At 50.2% G+C, this 14,443-nt stretch carries 13 protein-coding genes; 6 read left to right on the top strand and 7 right to left on the bottom strand.

What is annotated here, in order from left to right; translation table 11 throughout:
• Positions 1-11 precede the first annotated feature (11 nt).
• The 4 genes from cpaB to JIG40_RS19155 are packed head-to-tail and all read right to left on the bottom strand — an operon-like array spanning position 12 to position 2,129.
• Positions 12-938, bottom strand: a complete 927-nt coding sequence (gene cpaB, locus JIG40_RS19170) for a Flp pilus assembly protein CpaB (protein ID WP_055453576.1) — start codon at positions 936-938, stop codon at positions 12-14.
• Positions 939-947: 9 nt separating this feature from the next.
• The gene (locus tag JIG40_RS19165) at positions 948-1,478 is read right to left on the bottom strand and encodes a TadE family protein (protein WP_199465875.1); all 531 of its coding nucleotides are present in this window, start codon (positions 1,476-1,478) and stop codon (positions 948-950) included.
• Between the two features lie 5 nt (positions 1,479-1,483).
• Complete coding sequence (locus JIG40_RS19160) at positions 1,484-1,894, bottom strand: prepilin peptidase (protein WP_061055884.1); 411 nt, start codon at positions 1,892-1,894, stop codon at positions 1,484-1,486.
• A 19-nt stretch (positions 1,895-1,913) separates the two neighbouring features.
• Complete coding sequence (locus JIG40_RS19155) at positions 1,914-2,129, bottom strand: Flp family type IVb pilin (RefSeq protein WP_055452111.1); 216 nt, start codon at positions 2,127-2,129, stop codon at positions 1,914-1,916.
• 718 nt (positions 2,130-2,847) lie between these two features.
• On the opposite strand from JIG40_RS19155, the gene JIG40_RS19150 reads away from it, so the two are divergent.
• The 6 genes from JIG40_RS19150 to JIG40_RS19125 all read left to right on the top strand — a co-directional run bounded on the left by JIG40_RS19150 (position 2,848) and on the right by JIG40_RS19125 (position 10,430).
• The gene (locus tag JIG40_RS19150) at positions 2,848-4,140 is read left to right on the top strand and encodes a collagen-like triple helix repeat-containing protein (RefSeq protein ID WP_199465874.1); all 1,293 of its coding nucleotides are present in this window, start codon (positions 2,848-2,850) and stop codon (positions 4,138-4,140) included.
• Between the two features lie 54 nt (positions 4,141-4,194).
• Positions 4,195-5,853, top strand: a complete 1,659-nt coding sequence (locus tag JIG40_RS19145) for a ShlB/FhaC/HecB family hemolysin secretion/activation protein (RefSeq protein ID WP_199465873.1) — start codon at positions 4,195-4,197, stop codon at positions 5,851-5,853.
• A gap of 200 nt (positions 5,854-6,053) precedes the next feature.
• Positions 6,054-6,431, top strand: a complete 378-nt coding sequence (locus JIG40_RS19140; protein WP_143683944.1) for a RidA family protein — start codon at positions 6,054-6,056, stop codon at positions 6,429-6,431.
• Positions 6,432-6,847: 416 nt separating this feature from the next.
• Positions 6,848-8,095 carry a dicarboxylate/amino acid:cation symporter gene (locus JIG40_RS19135; protein ID WP_032080720.1) on the top strand — a complete coding sequence of 416 codons (1,248 nt, stop codon included), beginning with the start codon at positions 6,848-6,850 and terminating at the stop codon, positions 8,093-8,095.
• 168 nt (positions 8,096-8,263) lie between these two features.
• Positions 8,264-9,886: a methyl-accepting chemotaxis protein gene (locus tag JIG40_RS19130; protein WP_199465872.1), complete on the top strand. Its 1,623-nt coding sequence runs from the start codon at positions 8,264-8,266 to the stop codon at positions 9,884-9,886.
• A gap of 85 nt (positions 9,887-9,971) precedes the next feature.
• Positions 9,972-10,430, top strand: a complete 459-nt coding sequence (locus JIG40_RS19125; RefSeq protein WP_047462045.1) for a GNAT family N-acetyltransferase — start codon at positions 9,972-9,974, stop codon at positions 10,428-10,430.
• A 56-nt stretch (positions 10,431-10,486) separates the two neighbouring features.
• Here the strand turns inward: JIG40_RS19125 and JIG40_RS19120 are convergent, their stop codons facing one another.
• The 3 genes from JIG40_RS19120 to JIG40_RS19110 all read right to left on the bottom strand — a co-directional run bounded on the left by JIG40_RS19120 (position 10,487) and on the right by JIG40_RS19110 (position 14,397).
• Positions 10,487-12,523: a methyl-accepting chemotaxis protein gene (locus JIG40_RS19120; protein WP_199465871.1), complete on the bottom strand. Its 2,037-nt coding sequence runs from the start codon at positions 12,521-12,523 to the stop codon at positions 10,487-10,489.
• 185 nt (positions 12,524-12,708) lie between these two features.
• Positions 12,709-13,155: a GNAT family N-acetyltransferase gene (locus tag JIG40_RS19115; protein WP_100268811.1), complete on the bottom strand. Its 447-nt coding sequence runs from the start codon at positions 13,153-13,155 to the stop codon at positions 12,709-12,711.
• A 9-nt stretch (positions 13,156-13,164) separates the two neighbouring features.
• Positions 13,165-14,397 (bottom strand): MFS transporter, encoded by a 1,233-nt coding sequence (locus tag JIG40_RS19110; protein WP_199465870.1) that lies wholly within the window; start codon positions 14,395-14,397, stop codon positions 13,165-13,167.
• Positions 14,398-14,443 lie beyond the last annotated feature (46 nt).

Here is a 14,443-nt window from a genome sequence, read left to right as displayed (position 1 = left end):
GCAGCCTCCGCTTAGTTTTTCGTCGTGACCATGGAGCGTTCGTTGCCCTGAATCACTTCCACGTAACTGACGGGTTGAGATGGACGTTTGGGCGCGGGTTTCACTTTGGGCGACGCTTTAGGTGCCAGATTGAATTGTTTGAGCTCAACGATATTGGCTCCGCGGTTGAGTGCAGAGGATGACGTGGTTTGAGAAACCGCCACGGTATGAAACAGTGCATTGTTCTCTGCAAAAGAGCTGTCTGGACGGTTGCTCTGCGCCACCTCTTTACTGCCGACAGCGGCAAGTCGAATTTCTCCCGACGCATCGGCGAGCAAAAGAATTGGCGCGATAGACTCATGTACCGCAAGGACAACCGATTTGGCGTGGTCTTCACGTTGGAAGTCATCTTTGCTGGTCTGATTTTCACCAATAGCCAGTACCATCAGGTTTGAGGCGATAGTGCGGGCACTGGTCATTGCCCCGGACTCTTTATTGGGTTTCAGCAGCAGCATTACATCCACAAAGTCACCGGGCTGAAGATAGCCACCGACAGTCAATACTTCACCCGCTTTAATCGCGATGGCGCGGTAGTCTTCTGGTAAATCATCAATCACGGGGCGGTTCGGCGCGAGCAGTTTGGCTGTCAGATAGGTGCCGGGCGCGACTTCTTCTTTCAGGCGCCTTCCGATGGCGATGTCCGGATTCTGGATGAAGCTGTCGTTGAACTGTGGCGTTGATACGGGTTCAATCAAGTCGGTGGTGATGATCGTGCCTTTCTCCGCACCATGAGTGAGCACCCAAGCCTGGTACAGCCGTTCTGGCTGCGTTTGTGGGATGACTTTGGTGGTTTCACGCTTAGCGGTCATGATGCCTGTGATGAAAAAGACTAAACCGATGGCCAGCAAAGCCCCTGCTGCAATTTTGAGCCAGAGTGATTTATCGAACGTCATTTTCATCGGCTTCTCCTAATTCAGTTTCAATACGGCAGATGCCGTAATTTCAGTGGGAAAGACAGAATCATCGCCGGGTATCAGGCCATCGATAATGCTGGTCGGGAGAAAAGGCGTCGTTTGATAGTTGGGTAATGTGATGGTGACTTTGCAGCATCCGCCACTATCGATTGTAGTGATGCTGATTAGCGTATCGGCGGCGGGCAGCGTCACACCAAACAGCTGTCCGGGGCTGGTTCCTTCTCCATGTGTGAACCCCTGTATCACCTCGAGTGCGTTGTTGCGAATAACCTGCGATACATTCCCGAGTACGGTATTGTCGCTGCAGCCGCTGCCCGAATAATCGAAATAACACTCTTCATCGACGTAGGAGATGGATTGGCGAATACTCTCTTTTGCGGCGTGATCAAACAGGCTGGCGGCGAAGAAGATCATCGAATAATGGATCACCGCAAACAGTAAAATCATGATGATAGGCATCAGGCAGACGGTTTCTATCGCGACCGAACCGAGCTGCCTGTTGTGTATCTGATGTATCGTTGTCATTTTGCTTACACCATCCCTGCCAACCCAAAGACGCCTGTTGTAATAAAAATAGCGGGAACAAACGGCGCCTCATTTTTTGTCGAGAATTTTACTGTGCTGTAGAAAATGAATATGGCCAGCGTGATAAATATATAATAAATCATGATATTAAACGGAGAGATGCTGGCTAACCCCAGCAGAATACGGATATCTGCCGCGCCAAATTCCCCTTTAATAAATCCTGGTATTGTCAGAACTAATACTAAGAAGATAGACTTTAATTCAATCAGTGAAAAATTAAAGTCGGAGTCTAATAACAACCAAACTGGAGGGCCTAACATCAATAAATAGCTAATAATATTAGGTACCTTCATGGTTTTTATATCAAACACACTTGCAATAAGCAGCAGCCCTAATTCAAACCAATATAAGCTCATTTATCAGCGTATCGAGTAATTATCCCGCTGTGGTCGGCAGTGCGTTCTTCACACTGGTTAATACCGCTTCGATGCGATCGGCAATGGTGTCATCACCCGTTGAGAATAAGGCAATCGCAATGGCTGCGATGGTAGCGATAATGGCGTACTCAATACCAGAGGCACCTTTATTATCGATTAGGAAAGAGGTAAATACGCACCAAGCCTTAGTAACTAACGTATTGAAATAATTCATTTTAAATCCCTCTAGCACAACGCTTTTATTCTGCCAGTGCTTATCCAAACACTGTCTGAAGATCCACGAAATGAGACAATTTTGTGGCCTTCGTTCAAACTTAAGACTAGGTGTGCCGGCAAGAAAAGTAGACTTTTTTATGTGACGAGTGTCATAAAAAAAGAATGAAACTAGTGGCATTTCAAAAAAAAATCAACCTGTTGTTTTCTTATTTATCAATTGATGAATGATTAATTTTTAAAATAATTAATGACTTAGGTATATAACCACAAAATTAGTGTTTGAATTATGTTGATTTTCATTATTTTTCAGGAGTGATCTTTTTCTGGATTTTTAATTAACCCTTAACGATATTCTATACAGAATATCGTGCTTTGATGGCAATCTTTGCTAAGTATGGCCGATGATAATAAGAAAATATTTGATATTGGTTGGCGTTGATTTTTTCTGTTTATCTCTACTTTTCCCGATGTTGTATTACTTAAACATCGAAAAGTCCTCCAATATTTCGCCTGTTTAATGGCAGTTGTCCTCAATTTATGAATAGAAGAATTGGGGATGATATTGAAGTTATCGACTTATTTTTAAGCCATTTTTATTTCCCAATCGGGTTTGAGCAATGCTCAACAATACGTTAGCCGCTGAAGCGCGTTTACCTCGCTTTAGCGCATCAACCTAAGCGAATCGCCTAGGAAGTATCTGATAAAGGAGAGATACGATGGTCAATGTGTATCGAACTGCGATTGTCACCGCACTGGCCGCATTAGCGGTAGCCGCTTGCAGTGGCAACGGTTCTGTGGCTTCCAATAATTCCGGAAGTTCTCAGGATGTGACGAGTAAAGACGTGACAACGGACACCGCTAATACCAGCAGTCAATCGGACAAAAATCTTGTGTCTGAATCGGGGGGAGTGATTTCACAGAGTCAACTGACCGATACTTTGGACACGATCACGACCGGATCCGGAGATGTGTTGGTTAATCTGGGCGAAGTTGTCAGTGCACTTGGTGATGGTTTACCGCTTGGCACCTCATCGTTAGAGGTGGACAACTCTTACGTCTCAACGACCTTGCAAGGTGCGACGAAAGCGACCACGCAACTGGGTACAACGGTCGTCTCAACGGGGAATGCGATCGCTCAGCTAGACGCGCTCCCTGTGTTTGTTCAGCTCAACAACAAAACAGGTTTACTGACTTATACCGGAGAGACGGTTTCTGATTTGGGGGGCACGGTCGAAAATGTCGGCCAGTGGCTTGAGTATCTCACCTCAGAACAGGGCGGGTTGTACGGCCTGACTGAAGGGGTTTCGGTGATGACGGCTCCGATACTGGTTCAGGTTGGCGACATGATTGATCTCAAAGGTCATGCGCTGGTGATCGTCGATAAACCTCAGGATTTGAAGAGTGCCTTGCCAAGCTTGGTTTATCTCTCTTCTACCAGCCTCAAGCAGGGAACCACGGCGCTGCTGATGAATGCCAATGGCACGGTTGAAAATTTGGGGACGGTATTCGTCGGCGAACACGGTGTGACGGCGCTGCTCTTCAACGAACTGAACCGCGACGATACCACGCTGGCTGCGGTGAAAGATCAGCTGTCAGACAAACTCAGTACCAGCCAGTTGAATGACCTGAATGATCTCGATTTGGGCAGTGGCGGCGGGTTGTATACCGACGTGCAAGGCAATCTGACCTTGGTGACGCAAAGACTGGGTGACGTGCTGAGTTTGGATGCGGGGTTGATTGGTTCACTCGATCTCAATCAATCGCTGCTGAATCTGGATAGCGTCAGTACTTCTTCAACGCCGCTGAAAAGCCTGCTGACCAGTTCGGCACAAAGCCTGACCACCATTGTGGGCTCGCTGACGGGCTCAACGGTCAATACGCTCTCTCTGACCAAAATATCCGACGATGTGTTTACCGACAGCAGTGTCGTGGCATCGGATTCAAGCGAAAAAACTAACTTACTGAATTACCTTAATACTCAGGTGTTATCACCATTACTGGGTAACTGATGTTGTCTGCTTAGATTCGCGGGGCCTGATGCCAGGGCCCCGCAGGAGTAATCAATGGTAAAAAAGAAGCCGCTTTATTTTGCAGGCATCAGCTTGATGTTTGCTTCTGCATCCTCCTGGGCGATTGAGCCTCCACTGCTTGTTAAACCACCTGTTCAACAGGAGCCGGACACAAACCAACCCATTACTGAACTCTCCCCGGTCGAGAAAATAGTCGGCCAGGTTGAGTCGCAAGGTGACAGCACTATCAAAGCCATTCACTTTGTCGGTGGCACCTCACTGGATTTGCAGCTCATTGCGCAGGACGTCAACTTTCTGATTGGGCAGCCATACCAAAAAGATCTGGTACAAATTGCGATTGATAAAGTGTCCGCCCGTTTTCACGACAACGGATTTCCCTTGGCTTTTGCCACCGTCGGCCGCAACGGGTTCGCTGACAGCAAGCTCACCATTACCGTAGTGGAGGGCTATATCATTCGCAGCGAAATCGTTGTTGACGACCCGCATGTTAAAGAGAGGATCGATGATATTCTGGCTGACGTCCTGCAAGAGAAGCCCGCGCGTCAGGAAACGCTGGAACGTGCGATTGCTCTGATTAACGACATTCCCGGGTATCAGTTTACGTTGTCACTGCCAAGGCCTAAAACGCTGTCCGGAGCAACGTCATTTCGCATTGAACAGAAAAACCGAGAGATGATTGAACCCTTTGTCGGCTACGCCATGCAAAAAGATTCCGATAAGAGCATGTCGGTCGGCTTGAGGCTGAACGCTAACCGCTCTTATCTGCAAAGTCTGACGGTGAACGCGCTGGTTCCGATCGACAATCACGACCAACAGTTCTACTCGGCAAACTTCACCCACGCATTAGGCAGTGATGGGTTAAGCAGCGTGCTCAATCTGACTTACTATCAGGACAACGAAGAGAGCGAGTTGCCGATCAACGGCAACCAAGTCTCTATCGACAACAAAATTGAGCGCCAATCGGCCAACTACGACTTGTCTTATCCATTTATCCTCAATAAAAACCAGCGTCTGACGGCGAAAGTAGGATTGCTGTATGAGTCAGAAGACCGGGAATATCATCTTTCATACAACGATACCTATCTCGGGCAACTTGATGATTCCATTCGATACCTTATTGCCTCGCTGTATGTCACTTCGCAGCACACGCAGGAAAATTTTAGTTTCTCGGTCGGTGTGGGCGTGAACCAAAGCGTGCCCAGCGCGTTCGATTACACCAGCGATTTGGGCAACAGCCAGTTGTACGATGACGGTTTTCGTTTTTACGAGATGAATGTGCTCTCTTCTTATCAAATGACCAGTCGCTATCTTGTGTCACTGAGAGGTAATGGCGTATATGCCAGCGAAAGCATCGTGCCTTCTCAGCGGGTTAGCTACGGTGGGGTGAATTTTGCCCGAGGTTATCCCGAAGGAACGCTGGAAGGCGATCGCGGATATGGGGCTGAGTTGAAATTCATGCAGCGAAACAGCCGCAAAAAGTATTATCTCAACCCGTTTATCTTAGTGGACTACGCCAACGCCGAGCAGGAGCGGTTGACACTGCCTTATTCCGAACTGGCGTCCGCTGCGGTCGGGTTTGAGGCTGGCTACAGCCGCAACGTTCATCTCTCGTTTGACTATGCTAAACCGCTGATCGAACACCATCGCTTTACGCGGGATGTGTTTAACCTCAGTTTGCGCTGGAAGTTCTGAGTCGGGTTCATCTTTGCGTCACGGACTAAGTGAATGATGAAAAAGAGAAATGTGGTAGAAAATCTGATTCTACCCCCGCTACTCGTCGCTGTTTTTCTGGTAAGGTGAATCGGTCGACGGCTGCGGCGTGAAAGAGTCGCATTTTTCGCCTTGAGCGCCACACGTCGAGCTGACTCAGTACATCAGTTAAGGAGAACCACATGGTACAAAGAGTGAATTACGATACTTTACCCGAAGCGGTGGGGCCTTACGTGCATGCCACCAAACACAACGAAACTTTGTATCTTTCCGGATTAACGGCGCTTGCTACCAAAGCTCAGGCTGGTGGTTTTCAAGAACAATGTGCCGAGGTTCTTGCACAGATTGAAGGTGTTCTCAAACAAGAAAAACGTTCTAAGGGCGATATCGTGAAAGTGACGATATTTCTCAAAGATATTGCTCAATTGTCGGCGGTCAGAGAGCAACTGTTTGCCTTCTACGACGGACATTTGCCCGCCTGTTCGCTGGTGGAAATCTCCAGCCTGATCCATCCGGATTTGCTGCTGGAAATGGAAGCGATCATCGCTTTGCAAGCTTAGCTCGTTCGTTTCGCTCGCTGGCCTGCCCGCGTTGAGCCAGCGATGCCTGATTTACCTCTTCACATTCATTTCCCCTTTCCTTAATTGGTCAGATTTTGACAAGTCTGACCTGTCAAATTGACTTTTTTTACCCCGGCTCACCCCCTTGATTTTGTGACCGACCTGACAGTTGTTTTCATCTGAATGTTTGATTAAATGTTTGATATTTATGTCAAAAATGAATGTTTTTCACCGTGTGAATGATGTCGTTTGTGCTTTCAATTGATAATTCGGATTGTTCAATTGTCTGTTTATTCTACAAATTGAGTGAAAACTGGTCTTTTGTGACTGTTTACCGAAGAGCACTTTTATTGTGTAATCGGCGCTTTGTTTTTTTGGTCGTTTTCACTAGCAATCTACAACTCACAAGGGAAGAAATGGACACTCAAGCACAATTGCCCCGTCGGGGATTTTGGTCAGGTATGGCGTTATGGAAGAAAATTCTGGTTGGTATGGTCGCGGGTATCGTGGTGGGCGCTCTGATGGGCCCAAGCGCTGCGCTGCTTAAACCCATCGGCACACTGTTTATTAATGCGATCAAAATGCTGATCGTACCGCTGGTTTTCTGTTCATTGATCGTCGGTATCACATCGATGAAAGATACCCGCAAGATGGGCCGTATCGGTGCTAAAGCGATTATCCTTTATCTGGGTACCACCGCGGTGGCGATTGCCATTGGTCTGGCGCTGTCAGCTTTGCTTCAGCCGGGGGCTGGCCTGAATATGGTGGCGAAAGATCTGGATGAAGCAGGTAAAGCTGCGCCGCCTCTGGTCCAAACGCTATTGGCGATGATCCCGCAAAACCCGGTGAACGCTCTGGCGGCGGGTAACATTCTGCAAATCATCGTGTTTGCGATTGGCCTGGGGGTATCTCTGGTACTGGTTGGCGAGAAAGGCGAACCTGCGGTGAAGGTGTTTGAAAGCTTGGCCGAAGCCATGTACAAGCTGACTGAAATCGTGATGAAGCTGGCACCTTACGGCATCTTTGGTCTGATGGCGTGGGTTGCCGGTACGTATGGTCTGGATGTGCTGATGCCGCTGATCAAAGTGATTGCTGCGGTATATATCGGCGCGCTGATCCACATCGGTATTTTCTACAGCGGTCTGTTGACGCTGCTGGGCCGTTTGAACCCAATCCAATACCTGCGCGGCATTTCAAACCCTGCGGCGGTTGCGTTTACCACATCAAGCAGCTCAGGCACTCTGCCTGCGACAATTAAAGCGTCACGTGAAGAGCTGGGCGTATCGGAAGGGGTGTCGAGCTTTGTTCTGCCTCTAGGTGCGACCATCAACATGGACGGCACCGCGCTTTATCAGGGCGTGTGTGCACTGTTTATCGCTCAGGCGTTCGGTGTTGATCTGCAAACGTCGGACTACATCACGATTATCCTGACCGCGACACTGGCATCGATCGGTACTGCCGGTGTTCCGGGTGCGGGTTTGATCATGTTGTCACTGGTGCTGAGCACCGTGGGTCTGCCCATTGAGGGTCTGGCGATTGTCGCTGGTATCGACCGTATTCTGGATATGGCACGCACCACTATCAACATCTGTGGTGACATGATGGTGGCCGTTCTGGTTGCGAAAAGCGAAGGTGAGTTGGACGAACAAACTTACCAAAGCTAACTAAAGTATATAAAAAGCCCCGGACGGTTCCGGGGCTTTTTTATGGGTCAAAACTAACCCAAATGAAAATTTGCTGGCGGTTGAATACCGATGCGTATCAACGTTTGCACTCACTGCAGCGGTAACAATAGTTGCCGTCTATTTTGAAGTGAATCTGCGGATGTTGAAATGAAGATTAAATACAAGTTATCCATTCCTATTATATTGATGGTTTTTACTTTTGGCTTGGTGACCGCATCAAGCATCTACCAGTCCAAACAACAGCGAAAAATCACTCAGGGCCTCAATCAACACATGTATCCTGTGGCGTTCAGCCTTGATGACGCCTACCGCGATCTCTATCAGGTGATGCATGCGGCGCAGGGGGTATTACTCAATCAGGACCAAGCGTCGATCGAGTACTACAGCGCGGAATTTGACGACAACGCCTACAAGGCCGCGCCCAGAATGGCCAAAGTGGCGACGTTGATTGAGCAGCAGTTGCTGCCGTTGTCGGTGCAAGGCGATCTTGATCAGCTCCTTTCGGCAACCCATCGTTGGGTGCAGTTGTATCAGCCAGTGTTTACTCATCCTTATCAGGCTGATCAGTACTACGCAAAGATCCATAACCAACTCGACTCTGAATTTAAGGTCATTCGTAAGCAGCTGAAAACCATCAGTAATCGGCTTGATGACAAAAAGGCGCAGTTGCAGGCAGATTTTGAGCGCAGCCAGCAGGTGGCGCAGCGTATCCTTGAAATCGGTCTGGTGTGTGCACTGCTGAGCGCGATGGCCGCCTTCGCGGTTGCGTTTCGCTTTGTGCTGCAACCGATTCGTAACATTGAACAGGCGATGGTGGATATCGCGTCAGGCGAGGGCGATTTGAAGCAGCGCCTTCCTGAGCAGAGCAATGATGAACTGGGCCACGTTGCCAAAGCGTTCAACCAGTTCGTCTCTCAGATTCACCATACGATGCAAGAAGTGACCAAGCTGAGCGATGCACTGCGGCGGGAAATGCAGGTGATTGTTCACTCTGCGGATCAGGTCAGTGCGTTTTCGCTGGCGCAGCAGCAGGAGAATGATCTAGTCGCCGCCGCCGTGCACGAAATGCAGGCGACCAGTCAGTCGGTGACCGACAGCGCCTGCCAGGCTGCACAATCGAGCCACGAAGCGCATCAGGATGTATCGAGTGCGCAACAAACCGCGAGTGCGACGGTGACTTCCATTAATCAACTGTCGGAACAGATGTTGTGCGCGACAGAAACTATTCATCAACTGGATCAAGAAGTGCTCAATATCGCCTCCGTGTTGGATGTGATTCGCGGTATTGCCGAGCAAACTAACCTGCTGGCACTTAACGCTGCGATTGAAGCCGCGCGGGCTGGGGAGCAGGGCCGAGGCTTTGCGGTGGTGGCCGATGAAGTGCGCAGTCTGGCAAGCCGCACTCAACAAAGCACCGGGCAGATTCAACAGATGATTGAAAGCCTGCAATCCGGCGCTTCACAGGCAGTAAAAGTGATGGCAGACAGTTCAGCGCATCGGGAAAAGGCAATGGAGGAAGTGGAACAAGCCAATGCTTCGCTGCAGCAGATCTCCGCTTCCATCGCGCACATGAATGATATGAATACTCAGATCGCAGCCTCAGCAACCCAGCAAACGACGGTCAGTTCAGAACTGAACGGCAGTATTCAGCATATGGCCGACAATGCCTCGCGCATGGTTGATATGGTGCACGAAACCAAATCCTCGTGTGCAACCCTCAACCTACAATGCACGCAGTTGGATCGATTGGTGAGTCGCTTCAAAGTTTAGTCGGGTTGTCACTCAGAATTAAAGGAAAGGAGATGCTAAAGTGGCGCTGCGTCTGATTTCGGAGAATGTTATGACCGTTCGTTTTATGCTTGCAGAGGATATTCCTGCCGCTGCTTTGGTTCACCAGTCCGCGTTTCCCAGGCAGCGCCATTCGCAGCAGTGGCTGCAGTGTAATTTCAATGCTGCGCCCCGTTATCTCTGTTTTGTCGCGCAGCAGGCCAACGAGATTGTCGGTTACATCATCTGGGTTCAGAAAAGTGGATTCCGGCCGGAAGCCGTGCTGGAACTGGAGCAGTTGGCGGTTGCGCCCGAGCATCAGGGCAAGGGCATTGGACGGGAATTGATCGCCGCTTCGCTGCCTCTGGTCAAAGCGCAATTGAGCAAGCAGGGCTCAACGCTGAAACACATTCTGGTGACCACCCGCGCGGATAACTTCGCGCAGCAGCTCTACCGCGAGACGCTGGGAGCAGAGGTGGAAACCACCATCAGCAACCTTTATTCAGCCGATGAAGTGCTGATGATCGCCCGCAATGTATCGGTGTAAACGACCCGTTACCGAGGAATAAAAAAGAGCCGCATTGCGGCTCTTTTATCAGGCGATCAATGGAAGAAATCGACCTGTTGTTTGAGATGACTCGCCAGTTGAGAAAGCTCATCGGCGCTGTGTGAGGTCTGCGCGGTAGTATCGCGGCTTTCGCTGTTGAGTTGGCTAATTTGCGCTGCGCTTGCGGCCACTTCCTGAGACACTTGCGCTTGCTGCTCGGCGGTCGCGGCAATCGCATCCGACTGCCCAGCGATATCACGAATCTGATCGGCGATAGACTCCAGCGAGGTTCCGGCCTCCTGAGCTTTGTCCAATACCTGGTTGGCGTTGTGCTGGCTCATTTTCATCAGTGACACCGCGTTGCTGGTGGAATCTTTCAGCTTATCAATGATGGTGACCACATCTTTGACCGATACTTGTGTGCGGTGCGCGAGAGTGCGGACTTCGTCTGCCACGACCGCAAAACCTCGACCTTGTTCACCGGCGCGCGCGGCTTCAATGGCGGCGTTGAGCGCCAACAGGTTGGTTTGCTCGGCAATTTCATCGATCATTTTGGTCACCGCATGAATGCTGGCGCTGTCATCGCTGACCTGATTGATCGCCGCCGCCGATTGATCGAGCTGATCGTTGAGCTGGGCGACATCAATGCACACCATTTCCACCACCGACAAACCACTTTGGGTGTTGAGATCCGCTTCGCGTACGTTGCCGGCAATCGCTTCAACCTGCTGCGCGACGGCTTGCGCCGACGTTGCCATCTCTTCAATCGCGGTGACCACCTGCTCAACCTGTTGCTGCTGTGCATCTGCTTGGCGCAGGTTGTGGCGAGCATCGCTCAGCACGCTGCCGGACTGGCTGTGAACCTTATCGCTGGTGCCACGAATATCGCTCACCAGCACATGGAGTTGCGTCGCCATGTCGGCCACACCGTTGGTCAGGCGCACAATTTCATTGGCCGATTGCGCATCCCCTTTGGCAACGCTGAGGCTGACTTCCCCCTGGCTCAAACGCTCCATGTATCCGGTTAACACCGTGAGCGGTTTGGTAGTGCGAATGATGTACAGCGTCACGACCGCAAAGGTGGCTGTCGCAACCAGTGCAGAGATGAGCACGATCAGCTTGAGCAAATCGCGGCTTGCTTTGGTCACTTCCGCGGTATAGGTACCGCCCAATAGTTTCCAGTCCCAGCCGGGGATTTCAGCGTACACCATGTATTTTTCGCTGATGCCGTTTTGTGTCTGGCTCGGGTAGAGAATCAGGCCGCTGGCTTGCTGGAAAATCGCGGAAAACGGCTTGTTTCCCTGTGCGTCGGTGGTGTTGATGATGGAGTTGGAACCGTTTGCCATGGTTGGATGCAGCAGGTACTGGCCACGATGGTCTTCGCTGTTGTCGACCACTACGGTATAGCCGGTGTCACCCCAAGCGACAGCTTTGAGAGTGTCAAAGATGTCCTGCGCCGCTTTCTCGACTGGTAAACCGATGAAGGAGATAGCAATCAGCTCGCCGTTATGGTTTTTAATCGGGGCGTAGTAAGTGATGTAGCGTTGACCGAACAGCGTCACCTGCGCGTAGTAAGGCTGACCACTCATCAGCTTTTGATAACCCGGATGGTCACGGCCCAGTAATGTGCCGATCACCCGGTTACCGGAGTGATCTTTGAGTGATGTGGCAACCCGCAGCCAGTCACCATTGGCAGAAGCAAAAATCGTCGCCACGGCGCCGGTGTCGCGGGTAAAGCTATCCACCACCGTATTGTTGTTGATCAGGCTGACGCCGTTCTGCACGATGTCGTTGACCTCATGTCCCTGGAACTCAACGCTGCTGCTTTGCATTGAGGTGCCATTGAGGTAGCCGTGCTGGAAAGTGGACTCCAGAACCTGCGCGGTTTCCAGATAAGCGTCAAACTGGCCGGCGATGGTTTTCGCCATCGCATCGACTTTGGACTGCTGTTCCTTGAGTGTGGCGTCGAGCAGAATGCGTGACGCGTTGTGATAAACCAGAGCGGCGATGCTGCTGAACGCAATCAGCAGGCATATCGCCATGACAGCACGTAGCTGGAACCCCACGGTTTTATTTTTGTAATAGCGAATCATGGTAAGTCTCTTCTGATGAATATTATTGTTGTTGGTAATGCGTTCCCCCTGAAAAACGCTCAACGACTATAAAAAACTCATCCCTATGGCACATTGATTTCGGGCAATGAAACCGCTTCCAATTGAAGGCGATGGATAAATAAGTGATGAAATGACAAAGAGATAGCGAGAAATGAAGGAAAATATCAGAGATGGGTTCCAGGGCGATATTTCATATAGACGAATTGGGTATCTTCGCGATAAGTACGAAAGCCAAAGCGTTGATAAAGATTAGCGGCGCGATTGCCTTGCAGATAGCATAAAACGCAGGGGAGATTTGTTCTGTCAGAAAACTCCGTCACCGATTTTAATACTTGGCCGCCAACCCCCTGTCCCTGATAGTCGGGCAGAATGAAAAAGCGGGAAAAATAGAGGGTGTCATTTTTATCATGCAGCATGTAAGTGCCGATGGGTTGGTCATCAATGCAGATGATCGTCGGCAAACCGGATTTCCATTCCTGACGATGAAGCTCCCATTGCAGCTCTTCGTCCCAGCCAAAATTACGTGTGACTAAATCTTGTTCAGTGGCCTTTTTCAACTCAAAAGCGAACAGGTAATCGGCATCAGTGGCGGGGCGATAAGAGAGCTTCATCCATCATTCTCAATCTGTGAGGTATTCCGTTACCGGTATCGCTCTCACTCTACTGAAAAGCAGGAAAATCGCTACCACAAATTGCACGGCAAAGCAGACGCTAAACAGTTCCGCCGAGCCATAACGCGTGACTAAGTAGCCGGAAGCCGCTAAGCCAAACGGCATCAACAGCTTGAACAGTGAACCCGTCAGGCCGGCAATGCGGCCGAGATGCTGCTGCGAAAACGCTTCCTGACGATAGCTCCAGATACAGATGTTACTGAACAGCCCCACCGCCGATACCCAGAAAAAGGCCACGATCAACATCATCGGCGTCGGGCTCAGCACTGGCAGAACAAACCCGACCGATTCGAGCGCAATGCTGAGGATGAGCAGTTTCCCCAGGCCGATTTGACGGCGAACTTTGTCGGCCACAAATGCGCTCAGTACCCCACCAATGCCCGAAGCGGCGACCATATAGCCGACTTCGATGGCGCTTAGCGACAATTCCGCTTTGGCAAAGTAGATCGACTGAATCCAGAAGATTGAGCCAGTGGTGTTGATCACCATCACCGCCAGCGTGATCAGCCACATGTTCTTTTCATTGTAAAGAACCTGCCACCCTTCGCGTAGTGCCTGCCACAGCGGAGGATGGTCGCTCACTTGGGGCGTTTCCAGCGTCAGACGATTGAGCTGCCAGTAGGCCAGCAACCAGAGCAGAGCAAGCCCGAGAAAAATCTGATGCAACTGAGACAGCAGCAGTAACGCGCCGGAGAGCACGGGGCCGACCGTTTCCATCAGGCTGTAGAGCGAGATCATGCGCGCGGTGGCGGTATTTTGTTGCTCTTGCGGCAGCGCCAGTTTGAGCATCGCCATGCGCGCATTATGGTAGCCGTAGTTAAACGCCATCATCAAAAACGCGCACGGAAACAGCACATACAGCGGCTCTGTCATCCAGTTCACCGCCGAGTAGGAGATAAGAATGGTGACGATCTGGCCAAGCAGCATCGCCTGCGACCACTGTTTTTTATCAAAGCGATCAACCCACACACCGATAAACAGCGCCAGCAGCAGGTTAGGCAGAAATTCGACGGCGCGCATCCAACCCATCATCTCAGAGGATTGGGTCAGATCATAGACCAACAATGGGAGAGCTAAGTCGTATATTTTGCTTCCTAATGCGACAAAAAAAGCGCTTGAGAATAGAATGACAAAGCTGGAACTTTTCCAGATGGAAGTTCGATAATCCGTTAACGTGTTCATTTTAGGTTCCTTTTTTCACGAAGACGTTTATTCATTATCGAAATAA

The sequence above is a fragment of the Vibrio sp. bablab_jr001 genome, assembly GCF_016464285.1.
In the GTDB taxonomy this organism is placed as follows: domain Bacteria; phylum Pseudomonadota; class Gammaproteobacteria; order Enterobacterales; family Vibrionaceae; genus Vibrio; species Vibrio fluvialis.
Note: the sequence above shows the minus strand (reverse complement) of the source record. Positions and strands in the feature narration are given on the sequence as shown.

Bases quoted from the DNA above. Each gene is read 5' to 3' on its own strand.
- cpaB (WP_055453576.1), bottom strand. From the start codon at position 938: ATGAAAATGACGTTCGATAAATCACTCTGGCTCAAAATTGCAGCAGGG.
- JIG40_RS19165 (WP_199465875.1), bottom strand. From the start codon at position 1,478: ATGACAACGATACATCAGATACACAACAGGCAGCTCGGTTCGGTCGCG.
- JIG40_RS19160 (WP_061055884.1), bottom strand. From the start codon at position 1,894: ATGAGCTTATATTGGTTTGAATTAGGGCTGCTGCTTATTGCAAGTGTG.
- JIG40_RS19155 (WP_055452111.1), bottom strand. From the start codon at position 2,129: ATGAATTATTTCAATACGTTAGTTACTAAGGCTTGGTGCGTATTTACC.
- JIG40_RS19150 (WP_199465874.1), top strand. From the start codon at position 2,848: ATGGTCAATGTGTATCGAACTGCGATTGTCACCGCACTGGCCGCATTA.
- JIG40_RS19145 (WP_199465873.1), top strand. From the start codon at position 4,195: ATGGTAAAAAAGAAGCCGCTTTATTTTGCAGGCATCAGCTTGATGTTT.
- JIG40_RS19140 (WP_143683944.1), top strand. From the start codon at position 6,054: ATGGTACAAAGAGTGAATTACGATACTTTACCCGAAGCGGTGGGGCCT.
- JIG40_RS19135 (WP_032080720.1), top strand. From the start codon at position 6,848: ATGGACACTCAAGCACAATTGCCCCGTCGGGGATTTTGGTCAGGTATG.
- JIG40_RS19130 (WP_199465872.1), top strand. From the start codon at position 8,264: ATGAAGATTAAATACAAGTTATCCATTCCTATTATATTGATGGTTTTT.
- JIG40_RS19125 (WP_047462045.1), top strand. From the start codon at position 9,972: ATGCTTGCAGAGGATATTCCTGCCGCTGCTTTGGTTCACCAGTCCGCG.
- JIG40_RS19120 (WP_199465871.1), bottom strand. From the start codon at position 12,523: ATGATTCGCTATTACAAAAATAAAACCGTGGGGTTCCAGCTACGTGCT.
- JIG40_RS19115 (WP_100268811.1), bottom strand. From the start codon at position 13,155: ATGAAGCTCTCTTATCGCCCCGCCACTGATGCCGATTACCTGTTCGCT.
- JIG40_RS19110 (WP_199465870.1), bottom strand. From the start codon at position 14,397: ATGAACACGTTAACGGATTATCGAACTTCCATCTGGAAAAGTTCCAGC.